Below are 13,968 nucleotides of genomic sequence, written 5' to 3' on the forward strand. Positions count from 1 at the left end.
CGGCGGACCCTGCGGGTTCTCCGCGCCATCGACCGGACCATATGATGTGCCGGGCTCAGGGGAAGGTCGGCGGCAGCCGGCACCACGAGACGGGGGAGGCAGCCGGTTGTGGCGACCAACGACGAGGCCGTGAGCACCGGCGCGGCGCCGGCCCGCCCGCGCAGACGGCTGCGGGGTGGCCTGGTCACCATCGGCACCGTGACCGCCCTGCTCGCCGCCATGGGGTTGACCGTGCTCGGGCTGGGCGCGGCCGACAACGCGGTCGCCAACTACGACGCCAGCTCCTGGCTGTGGAGCGCGGCGCGCAGCGAGATGGCACGGGTCAACGGCGTCACCGCCCGGGTCGACACCCGGGTGGAGATCCCGGGCGCCCGCCGGCACCCGATGCAGGTCACCCAGACCGACCGGATGCTGATCCTGCGCGACCTCAACACCGGCCAGGTCAGCTCCCTGGATCTGGCCACCCTCCAGATCATGGCCACCAGCAGCACCACCCCCGGGCTCGGGGTCAACGTGGCGTTGCACGAGGACTCCGCGTTCGTCGTCGACTCGGTGCAGGGCGTCGTCCGGCAGCTCGACCCGCGCTCCCTGGCGCCGGTCGGCCAGCCGGTCCGCTACCCGCCGGGCATCACCGGCGGCTCCTTCGACGACGAGGGCAACCTGTGGGTCGCCGTGCCCAGTGAGGGCACCGTCTCGGCGATCACCCCCGCCGAGCTGCCCGACGAGCCCGGCTCCGCGGCCCCGCCGGACGCCGGGCTGAGCCCTCGGCAGGTCCGCACGTACGACGTCGCCGGGCCGAGCCACGAGCTGGTCGTCTCCACCCTGGACGAGGGGGTGGCGGTGCTCGACCGCACCTCGTCGGCACTGGTGACGGTGCGCGGTGGCGAGACGCGGCGGGCACCGCTGAAGCTCTCCGGCACCGGCACTCTTCCGGCGCACACCACCGGACCGGTCGTGCCCGTCACGGTCACCGGCCAGCGGCGGGTGCACGTGGTCGCCGAGGACCGTGAGGTGCGGCGGTTCACCGTGCCGGGCACCGGCGAGCGGCTCAGCCCCGCCGTGGCCTGGGCGGACCGGTTCTACTGCGCCGACGAGGCCAGCGGCGCGGTCTACTCCTTCGACGCCGGCGGCAAGCTGGTCGACACCATCCCCGGCAAGGGGGTGACCGGTCCGCTGGAGCTGGAGGTGCGGGAGAACCACCTGTTCATCAACGCCCCGGACGCGGCCACCGCCCGGGTGGTCGACGACCGCAACCAGGTGCGCGAGGTCGACAAGTACGCCAACGACGTGCTCGGTGGCGACCCGCCGAAGCAGGCGCCCCCGCCCCCGCCGCCGCCGAAAAAGAAGAAGAAGCTGCCGACGGTGCTCAAGCCGGGCGCCCCGGCCGCGGTGACGGCCGCCGCCGGCAACGCGCAGGCCCGGGTCACCTGGCAGCCGGCGGCCAGCAACGGCGCCGACATCATCCGGTACGTGGTGGAGGGCGCCGGGCAGCGTCACGAGGTCGGCACCAACCAGCGCGCGGTGGAGATCACCGGCCTGACCAACGGTCAGACCTACACGTTCTCCGTGTACGCGGTGAACGCCAAGGGCGCCGGGCCGAAGCGGACCAGCGACCCGGTCGTGCCGACCGCCGCGGTCCCGGACCCGCCGGCCACGGTGACCGCCCAGGAACGCCCCGACGGCACCGTGCTGGTCAGCTGGCCGGCCGCCAACGGGCAGGGCAACGCCATCGCGAAGTACACGGTCACCGCCACGTCGACCGGCGCCAACGCCCCGGCCGGCGAGTCGACGAAGACCGAGCTGGTGGTGCCCGCGGGCGCCCTGACGTACGGCACCCAGTACGCGTTCACCGTGGTCTCGGTCAACGACAGGGGCGCCGGCTCGGCGGCCTCACCGGTGAGCAACACGGTGGTGCCGTTCACCGCCCCGGCCGCCCCGACCGAGCTGCGCGCGGCGACCGTCGCCGACCAGGCCGGCACCGTGACGGTGCAGTGGACACCGGCGGTGGACAACGGCCGGCCGGTGACGAAATACCTGGTGGACGTCGGTGGGAAGACCAGCGAGGTGACCGACGTGCAGACCAGCGTCGGCGGGCTCGGCGACGGGCAGAACGTGACGGTCAAGGTGACGGCGGTCAACGAGGCCGGGGCCGGCCCGGAGGCGACCACCACCGCCCGGACCGTCGCGCCGCCGCAGGTCACCGTCACCGGGTCGTCGGCCACCAGCACCTCGGCCACGGTCTCGTTCACCGTCGACGCCGGTGGCGGGCAGGCCACCTGCCAGCTCAGCGCCACCGGGGTGGCCCCGAAGAGCGGGGACTGCGCCAGCCTGACCGCGACCGGGCTGGCCCCGGGCACCGGCTACACGTTCACCGTCACCGCGACGAACGCCGCCGGGCAGGGCACCGCCACCCGCACCCAGACCACCGACCCGATCTACGGGATCGCCACCTGCACCAACGGCACCTCCGGGGCCGAGGCGACGTACTGCAACAAGGACGTCTCCGGGCGCAACGGCAACGAGGTCTTCTCCGTGCCGCAGCAGGTCAACGCCAAGCAGGTCGGCTGGGCCAAGCCCGGCACCCGGCTGCGGACGTACTGCAAGAAGCAGGGCGAAGAGGTCTACGCCTACATCTACAACAACGACAAGCGCAGCACCTGGTGGGTGCAGGTCGACTACTCGGGTCGCAACTACATCCCGTGGGCCTGGCTCAACCTGGAGGGCGGCGACGACATCGCCCTCCTGCCCACCTGCTGACCGCGCCCGGCGAGGAGCGACTGAGGCACGTGAACCACCCCGAACCGTTGAGCCAACCGGAGGTGCAGGGCTTCGCCGCCCTCGCCGCCCGGCTGGCCGACAACGTCAACGCCGTCGTGCTGGGCAAGGCGCAGGTGGTCCGGCTGGCGTTGACCGCGCTCTTCGCCCAGGGGCACGTGCTGCTGGAGGACGTGCCCGGGGTCGGCAAGACCACCCTGGCCCGGGCGATCGCCGCCACCGTCAAGGGCCAGTGGCGGCGCATCCAGTTCACCCCCGACCTGCTGCCCTCGGACGTGTCCGGGGTGACCATCTTCAACCAGGCCACCCGGGCCTTCGAGTTCCACCCGGGGCCGGTCTTCGCCAACATCGTCATTGCCGACGAGATCAACCGGGCCTCGCCGAAGACCCAGTCGGCGCTGCTGGAGGTGATGGAGGAGCACACCGTCACCGTCGACGGCGTCCGGCATCCGGTGCCGCAGCCGTTCCTGGTGGTCGCCACCCAGAACCCGGTGGAGATGGACGGCACCTACCGGCTGCCGGAGGCGCAGCTCGACCGGTTCCTGGTGAAGCTGTCGGTGGGTTACCCGGACGAGGCCGTCGAGGTGGAGGTGCTGCGCGGCGCCACGCTGCGCTCCCCCGACTCGTTGCAGGCGGTCACCGACACCGCCACCGTCGGCGAGATGGTGCGGATGGCGCGCCGGGTGCACATCGCCGAGCCGCTCTACGCGTACGCGGTGCGGCTGGCCGCGGCCACCCGCAGCCACCCGCAGGTACGGGTCGGGGTCAGCCCCCGCGGCGTCATCGCGTTGACCCGGGCGGCGTGCGCGTACGCGCTGATCGACGGGCGAGGCTGGATCATGCCGGAGGACCTGAAGACCCTCGCCGAGCCGGTCTTCGCGCACCGGCTGCTGCTCACCCCCGACGCCCAGGTCCGTGGCGTCTCCGCCGCCGAGGTACTGAGCCAGGCGATCGCCTCGGTGCCGGTGCCGCTCCCCTCCGGCCAGGCGACGCCGGTGCACGGCTGAGGCGACCAGTGGGGATCACCGCCCGAGGCGCCGGGTTGCTCGTCGCCGCCGTCGTGCTGCTCGCCGCCGGTTTCCGGTTCGCGTACCCGGAGCTGACCGTGCTCGGCGCGGCGGCCGCGGTGGCGGTCGGCTACGCGCTGCTGACCGCGGCCTGGCGGCCCCGGCTGACCGTGGGTCGGCGGGCCGACCCGGACCGGGTGGCCCGTGGCGAACCGGCCCGGATGACGCTGACCGTGCGCAACACCGGGCGGCTGCGTGCGGCGAACCTGGTCGCCGAGGACCGCTGCGGCGACCGGACGGTGCCCGTGCCGGTGCTGCGGCTGCGCCCCGGCCGGGACACGGAGGTCAACTACGACGTGCCCACGGAGCGTCGGGGGGTGGTGCCGGTCGGGCCGCTGCGGGTGACCCGCCGCGATCCGCTGGGCCTGGTGGCGCTGGCCCGCCGCTACGGCGAGCCGGTGCCGGTCTGGGTGCACCCCCGGGTGCACCCGTTGAACGCCGTCCCCACCGGCGCGGGACGCAGCCTGGACGGCCGGGTCGACAGCGTCGCCCACGGCTCGATCACCTTCGACTCGCTGCGGGAGTACGTCGTCGGGGACGAGCTGCGCCGGGTGCACTGGCGGACCAGCGCCCGGGTCGGCGAGCTGATGGTCCGGGAGAACGTGGACACCAGCCTGCCCCGGATCGTGGTGCTGCTGGACAACCGGGCCGGCGCCCACCCGGACGTCGTCGACGGGGTGGCCGAGTCCTTCGAGGCCGGTTGCGAGGCCGCCGCCTCGGTGGTGGTCGCCGCCATCCGCGCCGACCTGCCGGTGGCCCTGCTGACCGTGGCCGCCGGGTCGGCCGACGACGGTCCCCCGCTGGACCGGCTGGCGGCCGTGCACCTGGTCGACGACGGAGCGGACGCGCTGCGCGACGCCACCGCCCGGCTGCGCCAGGAACGCCTCGGCGACACCCTGGTCTTCCTCACCGGTCCGGGTGGCCGAGCCGACCTGGGTCGGTTGGGCACGGTGCGCGGGGCGTACCCGTCGGTGGTCGTCGTGGTCTTCGCCGCCGGTGGGCCGGCGCCGGCGGGCGCGGCCGGCATGGTGGTCATCGACGCCGCCGACGGCGCCGCGTTCGCCGCCGAGTGGGACGGGATCCGCCGGTGGTGAGGGCCGTCCGGACGCTGCGGGCGCTGCCCGTCCCGCTCGCGCTGATCACCATGGTCGCGCTGGCCGGTGTGGTCCTCGGCCGGGTGTACGCCGGGCCGCTGCTGACCCGCACGGTGCTCGGCGCGGCGATCGGCTCGGTGCTGGTCGGGGTGGCCGCCCGCCGGCTGCCGTCCTGGTTGGTGGCCCCGCTGTCGCTGCTCGCCCTCACCGGCTGGACGGCCTGGTCGCTGAAGGTCGCCGCTGCCGACGCCGACCTGCCCGGCGGTCTCGGCGCGGTCACCGCCGACGCCGCCCGCAACGGCATCCCCCGGCTGCTCACCGCGATGATCCCGGTGGAGCCGACCCCGGACACGGTGCTGGTGCCGCTGGTCGCCGCCTGGCTGGCCGGTCTCCTCGGCACCGAGGTGGCGCTGCGGGCCGGCCGGGTGCTGCTGGGCTACCTGCCGCCCACCCTGTTCTACGCAGGCGCGCTCTACGTGGTCGGTCCGAACGCCGACCCGGCGGTGTGGCCGACCGTCGCCTTCGCCGCGGTCGCCGCGCTGGGCCTCGCCGTGCCGGCCGCCGCGCCGGCCGCCGACCCGACCGACGGCCTCACCCCCGGGGTACGCGCCGCCGTGCGGGCCCGCCTCGCGGTCTCCGCCACCGCCGGGGTGGCTGCCGTGGTGGCGCTGGCCGCGCTGCTCGGGCCGGCGCTGGCGGCCCGGGTCGACGAGCGGCCGGTCGACCCCCGCCGCTACGTCGAGCCACCGCGGGTGGAGTCGCTGGACGAGAATCCGCTGATCCGGATCTCCGGCTGGGCGCTGAACCCGCGGCAGAAGCTGCTGGACGTCCGCACGGACGACGCGCCGGCCGGCGGCAGCCGTAAGGGCGCCGGGACGCGGATCCGGCTGGCGGTGCTCAGCGACTACGACGGGGTGACCTGGCGGGTCGGTGCCACGTACCGCAACGCGGGCCGGATCCTGCCGGCGGGCGCGGCGCCCGTCGGGCCGGTGGAGACCGTCCGGCAGGAGATCACCGTGGCCGGGCTGACCGGCCGGCTGCTGCCGGCGGTGGCCACCCCGCGGGAGGTCACCGGCGCGCGGGTGGCGTACGACCAGGCCACCGGGACGCTGATCCGGCCGGAGGGGCTGACCCCGGGGCTGCGTTACACGGTCACCTCGGCTCGGGAGCGCGTCGACGGTGACCGGCTCGCCACGGCGAACGTACCGGCCGGTGACGGGGTGGCGCGGATGCTGCGGGTCGCCGACGGGGCGCCGGAGCAGCTGCGCCGGCTCGCCGACCAGCTCGCCGCCGACAGCGCCGCCCCGTACGCCCGCGCCACCGCCATCGAGGAGTTCCTCGCCACGCACTACCGGCTGGCGGCCGACGCGCCGAGCGGGCACGCCTACCCGAACCTCGGGTTCTTCCTGTTCGGGCCGCGCAACGGCGGTGGCCAGCGCGGCACCTCGGAGCAGTTCGCCGCGGCGTACGCGGTGCTGGGCCGGCTGACCGGGCTGCCCACCCGGGTGGTGGTGGGTTTCCGGACCCGCGGTGACGGTCCGGTCCGGGCGGCCGACGCGTACGCCTGGCCGGAGGTGCTCTTCACCGGGGTCGGCTGGGTACCGTTCGACCCGCTGCCGCAGCCCGACGAGCGGCCCCGCCCCGTCGAGGAGGACTTCCGGCCGAAGCCGGAGACCCCGCCGCCGTCCCCGTCCCGGGCGCCGACCCCCGAACCGACCGCCACCCCCACCGCGGCCGCCGTGGCCGAGCAGCCCGCCCGCTCCGGCCGGGTGTCGACGGTGGTGCTGGTCGGCGGGGGCACCGGCGGTCTGCTGCTGCTGGTCGGGGGCGTCCTGCTGACGCTGGTCGCGTTGCGCCGGTCCCGCAGCACGGCCCGGCTGCGCAGGGGTGACCCCGCCGACCGGATCGCCGGCGCCTGGCGGGAGGTCACCGACGCGCTCCGGCTCGCCGGCGCCCCCGCCCGCGGTGACCTGTCCGCCAGCGAGGTGGCCGTACGGGCCGACCGGACGCTCGGCGACGCCCTTGCCGCTCGTCCGGCGCAGGACGGCGGTCCCGTGCCGACGGTGGCGGAGCTGGCCGGGCTGCTCAACCAGGTGGCGTTCGCCCCGGGCACGGCGACCGCCGAGCAGGCGGGCCGGGCGGTGGGGGTGGCCGGTGGATACGTGACGGCGCTGCGGGCGGCCCGGCCGTGGTGGCGGCGGCTGCTCTGGTCGGTGCACCCGGGACCGCTGCGCTGGCGGGACTGACCGCCTCGGCCCGGGCCGCGGCCGCTTGCGGGCGCGCGGCGGGTCTGGCGAGTTCCGGGGCTGAAACGCCTTCGCCGCTACACCCGCCCGCCGGTGAAGAGCCCGTCCGTCCGCCTACCGACCTGAGAGCACGGATGACTCAGCCACCGGCCGTCGCACCGGTTCCCGTCGCCATGGCGACGGATCGATTCCGGCGCAGAATCGTCCTGCGGGAGACGCCTCCGTTCCGGACCCGGTGAGTCGTCCATGCTCTCAAGTCTGTAGCCACCCGAACTGGTCAGCAGGCTGCCACCACCGACGATCGGTCCCGCGTCGGCCAGGACGGTGGCGGGGACGGCCGGGCACGAACCGAGGGGCGGGAACCGACGGGCGGGCCGGTCAGGCGCGCAGGCGGCGGACCAGCTTGCGCAGCCCGGCCTGCCAGCCGTCCGGGTCCTCGGCGCGGCGTCGGGCGTAGTCGGCGACCTCCGGGTGCGGCAGGATCAGGAAGCGCTCCTCGGCCAGCCCGGCGATGGTGGCGTCGGCGACCTGGTCGGGGGTGAGCACCGCCCCGGAGGCGGCGATCACCCGCGCGCCCAGGTGGCCCGCGGCGAGCCCGTCGGCGAGCATCGGGGTGTCGACGCCCTGCGGGCAGAGCGCGCTGACCAGGATGCCCTGGTCGCGGTAGGTGATGGCGAGCCATTCGGCGAAGCCGACGGCAGCGTGCTTGGTGGCGGTGTACGGGGCGTCGCCGACCGCGATGAGCACGCCCGCCGCCGAGCAGGTGAGCAGCAGGTGCCCGTGGCCGCGGTGGAGCATCGCCGGCAGCGCGGCCCGGGCGGCGTAGACGTGGGCGAGCACGTTGACCCGCCAGGCGCGGTCCCAGTCGGCGTCGGGCGCCTCGATGCCCTGCCCGGTGGCGACGCCGGCGTTGGCGCAGAACAGGTCGATCCGGCCGTACCGCCGTTCGGTCTCGTCGACCAGTTCGCGGACCTGCGCCTCGTCGGCGGCGTCCAGCGCGGCGGCGTGGGCGACCGGGCCGATGCCGTCGGCCACCGCCCTGGCGGCGTCGGCGTCGAGGTCGGCCACCACCACCGTGGCGGCGCCCTCGGCGGCGAAGCGGCGCGCCAGCGCGGAGCCGATGCCGCCCGCCCCTCCGGTGATCACGGCGACCTTGTCGGTGAGGTTCATGGTCAGCTCCCGTCGGTGTCGGGTCGGCCCAGCCGGGCGATCAGGGTGCCGAGCGCGGCGGCGCCGCCGGCGGCCAGCTCGGGGGTGGGCAGCAGCGCCAGCACCGGCACGTCGACCCCGGCGTCGGCGTAGCGGCGGACCTGCTCGCGGCAGCTCTCCGGCGAGCCGTGCAGGATCAGCGCGTCGACCACATCGTCGGGGACCGCCGCCCCGGCGCCGCGCCGGTCGCCGTCGGCCCAGGCCCGCCACATCGGGTCGAGCACCTCCGCCCGGCCCAGCCAGCGGTGGAACTCGGCGTACGCGGGGACGGTGAGGTAGCTGGTGATCAGCCGGCGGCCCAGCGCGCGGGCGTGCCCGGCGTCCTCGGTGGGGCAGACGAAGATCCGGGCGGTGATCTCGAAGCCGGGTCGGCGTTCGCCCAGCTCGGCCACGGCGCGGGGCACGTCGTCGGCGGCGAGCCAGTTGAGGATCACCCCGTCGGCCTCGGCGGCGGCCAGCCGCAGCATGCCGGGGCGCAGCGCGGCCAGTTGCACGGGCGGCGGCACGGCGGGCGGGCGTTCCAGGGCGAACCGGCGGACGGTGAAGGTGTCGTAGACCTCGTCGACGGTCTCGCCGCGCAGCGCCGCCCGCAGGAACCGCAGCATGTCCCGGGTACGCCGGAACGGCTCGGTGAAGCGGACGGCGTTCCAGGCCCCGACCACCACCGGTGAGGACGCGCCGATGCCGAGGGTGAAGCGGCCCGGGGCGGCCTCGGCGAGCGCGGCGGCGGTCATCGCCAGCAGCCCGGGGCCACGGGTGAACACCGGGGCGATGGCGGTGCCGAGGCGCAGCCCGGGCGCCCACGCGGCGGCGAGCGCCAGCGGGGTGAACGCGTCGGTCCCGTTGACCTCGGAGGACCAGACGTCGGTGAAGCCGGCACGGTCGAGGGTCGCGTAGACGGCGGCGTGGTCGGCGAGCGGGATGCCGCTCATCGGCACGGTCATGCCCCATCGGTTCGTCACCCGGTCGATCGTGCCCGCTGACCGCCGCCGCGAGCAAGATCCGAATCGGCCGGGGCCGGGGCGATACGCGCGATACCAACCGCTACGACCGGAAAGAGTGTTACGACTGCGGGGTGGGCGGTGCCGGAGACGGGAGACGGGCGTGAGGAGGACGCCTGAGCCGGCGGCGCTGCTCCCCGCCGAGAGCGGCCAGCGGGCCACCTTCCTGGAGCTCTTCTTCGACCTGGTGTTCGTCTTCGCGCTGACCCGGATCGGGGCCCGCGCGTTCGAGGACCTGGCGATCGAGCCGGGACACGCCAACGGTTGGGCGGCGATCACCGGCGGCGGCAAGACCCTGCTGCTGCTGTTCGCGCTCTGGGCCGTCTGGCAGGGCACCGCCTGGACGACCAGCCGGTACGACCCGTACCACATCTGGTTGCAGGCGATCGTGATCACGGCGTTGGTGTGCAGCATGGTGATGGGGGTGGCGATTCCCCGCGCGTTCACGAGCACCGGGCTGGCCTTCGCCGTGGCGTACGTGGTCGCCCAGGTGAGCCGGCCGGGAATCCTGCTGCTGACGTTGCGCCGGTACCAGTACCGGCAGCTCAAACAGCGGATGCTGATCACCTTCGCGGCCAGCGGGGTGCTGTGGATCGTCGGGGCGTTCCAGTCCACCGCCCCCCGGGTGGCGCTCTGGAGCGCCGCGCTGCTCCTGGAGTACCTCGGGTCCCGGTTCGGGTGGCCGGTGCCCGGAATGGGCCGCTCGACGGTGTCCCGGTGGGACATCCACGGTGAGCACCTCTCCGAGCGGTACCAACAGTTCTTCCTGGTGGCGCTCGGCGAGACGATCCTGGTCGCCGGGCTGTCGTACAGCCGGGACCCGGCGAGCCTGACGAGGACCGGCGCGTTCGCGGCGGCGGTGGTCACCTCGGTGCTGCTGTGGCGGATCTACGTGCAGCGGGCCGGGCAGATCCTCGCCGAGGCGGTGACCCGGGCCGCCCACCCGGCCAACATCGGCCGTTCGGCGGCCGACACGCATCTGGTCATGGTTACCGGTGTGGTCGCCATCGCGATCGGCTACGAGCTGGTCAACGAGCACCCGACCGGGCACAACGAGATTCCGTGGATCGCGATGATCATGGGCGGACCGGCGCTGTTCCTGGCCGGCCGGGCCCGCTTCGAGTACGAGGTGTTCGGCCGGGTGTCCCCGTCCCGGTGGATCGCCATCCTGGCCCTGGTGGTGGCGGCGCCGCTGCTGGTGCACGTGGCGCCGCTGTTCTCCGCGGCGCTGGCCGCGCTGGTGCTGGGCGCGGTGGCGGTGGCCGACGCCCGCCGGGCCTGGGGCCGGCCCCCCGAGGCCGCGGCCCCGCCGTTCTGAGCCCGGCGCAGCTACGATCCGCGGGTGACCTTCTCGATCGTCGCCCGCTCCGCCGACGGGCGGCTGCACGGCGTGGCCGTGGCCAGCCGGTTCCTCGCCGCCGGGGCGCTGGTCCCGGCCGCCGAGGCGGAGGTGGGCGCGGTGGCCACCCAGGCGCACGTCAACCTCGGCTACCGGTCGCAGGGGCTGACGCTGCTGCGTACCGGGGTGGCCGCCGCCGACGTGGTGGCCGGGCTGGTCGCCGCGGACCCGGGCCGGGACGACCGGCAGCTGGGCGTGGTGGGGGCGACCGGCGCGGGTGCCACCTGGACCGGGCCGCGCTGCCACCCGTGGGCCGGCGGGCAGGCCGGTGACGGCTGGGCGGTGCAGGGCAACATCCTGGCCGGCCCGCACGTCGTCGACGCGGTCCGGGACGCCTGGTTGGCCGGCGTCGAGCTGCCCTTCCCCCGCCGGCTGCTGGGGGCGCTGCACGCCGGGGACCGGGCCGGCGGGGACCGGCGCGGCCGGCAGAGCGCCGGGCTGCTGGTGGTGCAGCGGCACGGCGGGTACGCGGGCACCGGCGACGAGCTGGTCGACCTGCGGGTGGACGACCATCCGGATCCGGTGGCCGAGCTGGGCCGGCTGTTGGACGTGCACACCATGCTCTTCGGCAGGCCCGACCCGGCGACGCTGCGGGACCTGACCGGCCCGCTGGCCGCGGAGGTGGGTGACCTGCTGGCCGCCGCCGGTCATCCGGTCGGCGTCGCCGGCCTGGACGACGCGCTCGCCTCCTGGGCCGGGGTGGAGAACCTGGAGGAGCGGCTCGTCCCCGGACGGATCGACCCGATCGTGCTGGCGCACCTGCGGACGACCGTCGGGCAGGTGCCGGCGCCGCGCGCCGCGTCCTGACCCTCAACCGGAGAAGGACAGCCCGCCCAGGCCGGCCGCGTCGCACCGGGCGGCCTCGTCGCCGGTGAGCGGGGCCCGGCCGGTGACCTTGCGCAGCAGGGTCACGTCGTCCCAGGCCAGGGCGTCGGGCACGAGCCGGCCGCCGGTGAGCACCGCGGCGGTGACCCGGGCCGCGGCAGGCGTCAGCCAGGGAACGCGGTCCAGCGCGTCGGCCAGGTCCAGGCCGTGCACCGCCAGCTCCACCACCCGGGTACGCAGGAACTCCGTCACGGTCATCGGTTCGCCGTGCCGGGTCCGGACCACCCGGCCCGGCGGCACGGCCGCCACCGCCTCGTCGGTGGCCCGCCACGCCCGCGCGAAGTCGGCCACCGTCGCGGGTACGCCGGGCAGCGCCGCGCCGTCCCGGCGGGCCGACTCGACCCGGTCCCGGTCCACCTCGGGGGTGAACTTCGCGGCGCCGAAGTAGGTGACGGCGTCCACCTCGGCGGCCGGTGGCGCGGGTTCGGCGAGCATGCCGGCCAGCCGGCCGGCGCCGGTGCGGACGTGCGCGACGAGGTCCCGCACCTTCCACGGTGGACAGGGGGTGGGCCGGTCGAGGTCGGCGGCGGTCAGCTCACCGAGCACGGCCTCCAGCCGTACGCACTCGTCCCGGAACGCCTCGCGTACCGTCTCCACGTCGTCGCCTCCCCCGCGCCGGTCGGTCGGCACAGCCTCGCATGGCGGGCGGGCCGGGGTCGCCCCCCGTTTCGCCGGTCGCCGCGCGGGTACCCGCGGCCGACGAGGAGAAGGGGGCGACCGATGGCCGGCATCATGCTGCGCAGCACCGCGTTCACCGACCACGACCTGCTACCGGGACGCTTCGCCCAGGACGGCGAAAACCTGTCACCGCCGTTGCAGTGGTCGGACGTGCCCGACTCGGCCGAGGAGCTGGTGCTGGTGGTGGAGGACCCGGACGCGGGCCGGGCCCCGTTCCTGCACTGGCTGGTGACCGGGATCGCGCCGGAGTCCACCGGGGTGGCCGAGGGCGCGGTGCCCGACGGCGGCCGGGAGTGGCCGAACGCCACCGGCAACACCGGCTGGTCCGGACCGCTGCCCCCGCAGGGCGAGGAGGCGCACCGCTACTTCTTCCGGCTGTACGCGGTGAACCGGCCGTTGGAGCTGCCGGCCGAGCCGCAGGCGGCGGACGTGCACGCCGCGCTGGCCGGCAGCGAGCTGGCCAGCGGCACGATGGTGGGCACCTACCGGCGCTGAGCCGTCAGCCCTTGATCCGGGGTACCAGCCGGTGCACCGTGACCAGCACCAGGGCGGCCACCACGGCCATCACCCCGGCGATACCGGCGGCGCTGCCGGCGTACCCGGCGAAGAGTTCCCGGCGGGACAGTTCGTCGACCGGGACCTGCGGCAGGTCCATCAGCCAGGACAGGGCCAGGCCGGAGGCGACCATGGCGATCAGGCCGCCCAGCCCGAGCACGGTCGCCGAGACCCGGTGCGCGTCGCCGGAGTCGACCTGCGCCCGTTCCCGCTGGAAGACCAGGAGGAAGAAGCCGGCCGCGGCGGCCCACGCCCCGGTGACCAGGTAGGCGGCGACCGCGTCGCTGGGTCGGTGCCAGCCGGCGGAGAGGGTGGCCACGCCGGCGGCGGCGGCGTACGCGGCGCCGACGAAGGCGCCCAGGACGCGGACCTTGCGGGGCAGCACCAGGATCAGCGCCAGCGCCACCGAGGCGGCCACCGCGCTGTGCCCGCTGGGCAGGCTGTTGCCGGCCGCCGCCCGTTCCGGGTCGATGCCGAAGTCGGGCCGGGTCAGGAAGTGCTTGAGCAGTTGGACGGTGGCGTTCGCGCCGGCGATCAGCAGGGTGGCCGCCACGGCGAGCGCCTTGCGACCGCGGGCCAGGGCGATGAAGCCGAGCACGCCGGTCGCCACCAGCAGCGAGAACAGCGACATGGCGTTGAGCAGCCGGTCGACCGGACCGTCGATCCGGTCCTGCCCGATCCGGTTGCCGGTCAACGCCACCGTGTCCAGCCACTGGCCGGTCCGGGTGTGCAGGGCGAGGCGCCAGACGACGAGGAAGGCCGCCACCTGCGCCAGGCCGAGCACGACCAACCAGACCGCGGTCCAACCCCTTGCCGTCGTTCGCACCCGCACACCGTACTGGTGGCGGAACGCTCCCGCAGCGGTGGGCGGCATCCCTCGGCGGGCCTGACGGGATTCCCACTGGAAGACATTGACGCGCATAGAATTCACAAGCTGGTCACCAGCGGTCAGGTGAAGGTGTACTACAACGACGTGCTGCAGACCACGATCACCCGCACGCCCTCACCGTCAGCCACTCCTGAGCCCCGCACCCGGGCGCCCCGCCGCCGCGCTCCGGC

Annotated in this window: 10 protein-coding genes and 1 pseudogene; 7 read left to right on the forward strand and 4 right to left on the reverse strand. The window is 75.3% G+C overall.

All coding sequences use genetic code 11. The annotated features are described in order from the left end of the window. The first annotated feature begins 108 nt into the window (after window positions 1-108). The 4 genes and pseudogenes from GA0074704_RS21085 (at window position 109) to GA0074704_RS21100 (ending at window position 7,182) form a co-directional block, all read left to right on the forward strand. Window positions 109-2,757 (forward strand): fibronectin type III domain-containing protein, encoded by a 2,649-nt coding sequence (locus GA0074704_RS21085; RefSeq protein WP_377470548.1) that lies wholly within the window; start codon window positions 109-111, stop codon window positions 2,755-2,757. A 29-nt stretch (window positions 2,758-2,786) separates the two neighbouring features. Then, window positions 2,787-3,782 carry an AAA family ATPase gene (locus GA0074704_RS21090; RefSeq protein ID WP_088972098.1) on the forward strand — a complete coding sequence of 332 codons (996 nt, stop codon included), beginning with the start codon at window positions 2,787-2,789 and terminating at the stop codon, window positions 3,780-3,782. Window positions 3,783-3,790: 8 nt separating this feature from the next. Further along, complete coding sequence (locus tag GA0074704_RS21095; RefSeq protein ID WP_088972099.1) at window positions 3,791-4,936, forward strand: DUF58 domain-containing protein; 1,146 nt, start codon at window positions 3,791-3,793, stop codon at window positions 4,934-4,936. Further along, window positions 4,839-7,182: pseudogene (locus tag GA0074704_RS21100) on the forward strand (transglutaminaseTgpA domain-containing protein). The gene GA0074704_RS21095 and the pseudogene GA0074704_RS21100 overlap by 98 nt, the downstream one beginning before the upstream one ends. Before the next feature lie 378 nt (window positions 7,183-7,560). Here the strand turns inward: GA0074704_RS21100 and GA0074704_RS21105 are convergent. Further along, window positions 7,561-8,352: an SDR family oxidoreductase gene (locus tag GA0074704_RS21105; RefSeq protein WP_088972100.1), complete on the reverse strand. Its 792-nt coding sequence runs from the start codon at window positions 8,350-8,352 to the stop codon at window positions 7,561-7,563. Between the two features lie 2 nt (window positions 8,353-8,354). Beyond that, entirely contained in the window at window positions 8,355-9,335 is a 981-nt protein-coding gene (locus GA0074704_RS21110) for an LLM class F420-dependent oxidoreductase (RefSeq protein ID WP_088972101.1), read from the reverse strand. Between the two features lie 160 nt (window positions 9,336-9,495). On the opposite strand from GA0074704_RS21110, the gene GA0074704_RS21115 reads away from it, so the two are divergent. Both GA0074704_RS21115 and GA0074704_RS21120 read left to right on the forward strand, forming a co-directional pair. Further along, complete coding sequence (locus GA0074704_RS21115) at window positions 9,496-10,710, forward strand: low temperature requirement protein A (RefSeq protein ID WP_231926621.1); 1,215 nt, start codon at window positions 9,496-9,498, stop codon at window positions 10,708-10,710. Window positions 10,711-10,734: 24 nt separating this feature from the next. Beyond that, window positions 10,735-11,598, forward strand: coding sequence for a DUF1028 domain-containing protein (locus GA0074704_RS21120; RefSeq protein ID WP_088972102.1), 864 nt, complete (start codon window positions 10,735-10,737; stop codon window positions 11,596-11,598). Window positions 11,599-11,601: 3 nt separating this feature from the next. Here the strand turns inward: GA0074704_RS21120 and GA0074704_RS21125 are convergent, their stop codons facing one another. After that, window positions 11,602-12,273, reverse strand: coding sequence for a maleylpyruvate isomerase N-terminal domain-containing protein (locus GA0074704_RS21125; RefSeq protein ID WP_088972103.1), 672 nt, complete (start codon window positions 12,271-12,273; stop codon window positions 11,602-11,604). Window positions 12,274-12,396: 123 nt separating this feature from the next. Between GA0074704_RS21125 and GA0074704_RS21130 the strand changes: the two genes are divergently transcribed. Continuing rightward, complete coding sequence (locus GA0074704_RS21130) at window positions 12,397-12,849, forward strand: YbhB/YbcL family Raf kinase inhibitor-like protein (RefSeq protein WP_088972104.1); 453 nt, start codon at window positions 12,397-12,399, stop codon at window positions 12,847-12,849. Window positions 12,850-12,853: 4 nt separating this feature from the next. Here GA0074704_RS21130 and GA0074704_RS21135 read toward each other — a convergent pair whose 3' ends face one another. Beyond that, window positions 12,854-13,741, reverse strand: coding sequence for a phosphatase PAP2 family protein (locus GA0074704_RS21135; protein ID WP_172880684.1), 888 nt, complete (start codon window positions 13,739-13,741; stop codon window positions 12,854-12,856). Window positions 13,742-13,968 lie beyond the last annotated feature (227 nt).

It is taken from the genome of Micromonospora siamensis (assembly GCF_900090305.1).
Lineage (GTDB): Bacteria > Actinomycetota > Actinomycetes > Mycobacteriales > Micromonosporaceae > Micromonospora > Micromonospora siamensis.

Coding starts and splice junctions, on each gene's coding strand:
- GA0074704_RS21105 (WP_088972100.1), bottom strand. CDS start 8,352: ATGAACCTCACCGACAAGGTCGCCGTGATCACCGGAGGGGCGGGCGGC.
- GA0074704_RS21110 (WP_088972101.1), bottom strand. CDS start 9,335: ATGACCGTGCCGATGAGCGGCATCCCGCTCGCCGACCACGCCGCCGTC.
- GA0074704_RS21130 (WP_088972104.1), top strand. CDS start 12,397: ATGGCCGGCATCATGCTGCGCAGCACCGCGTTCACCGACCACGACCTG.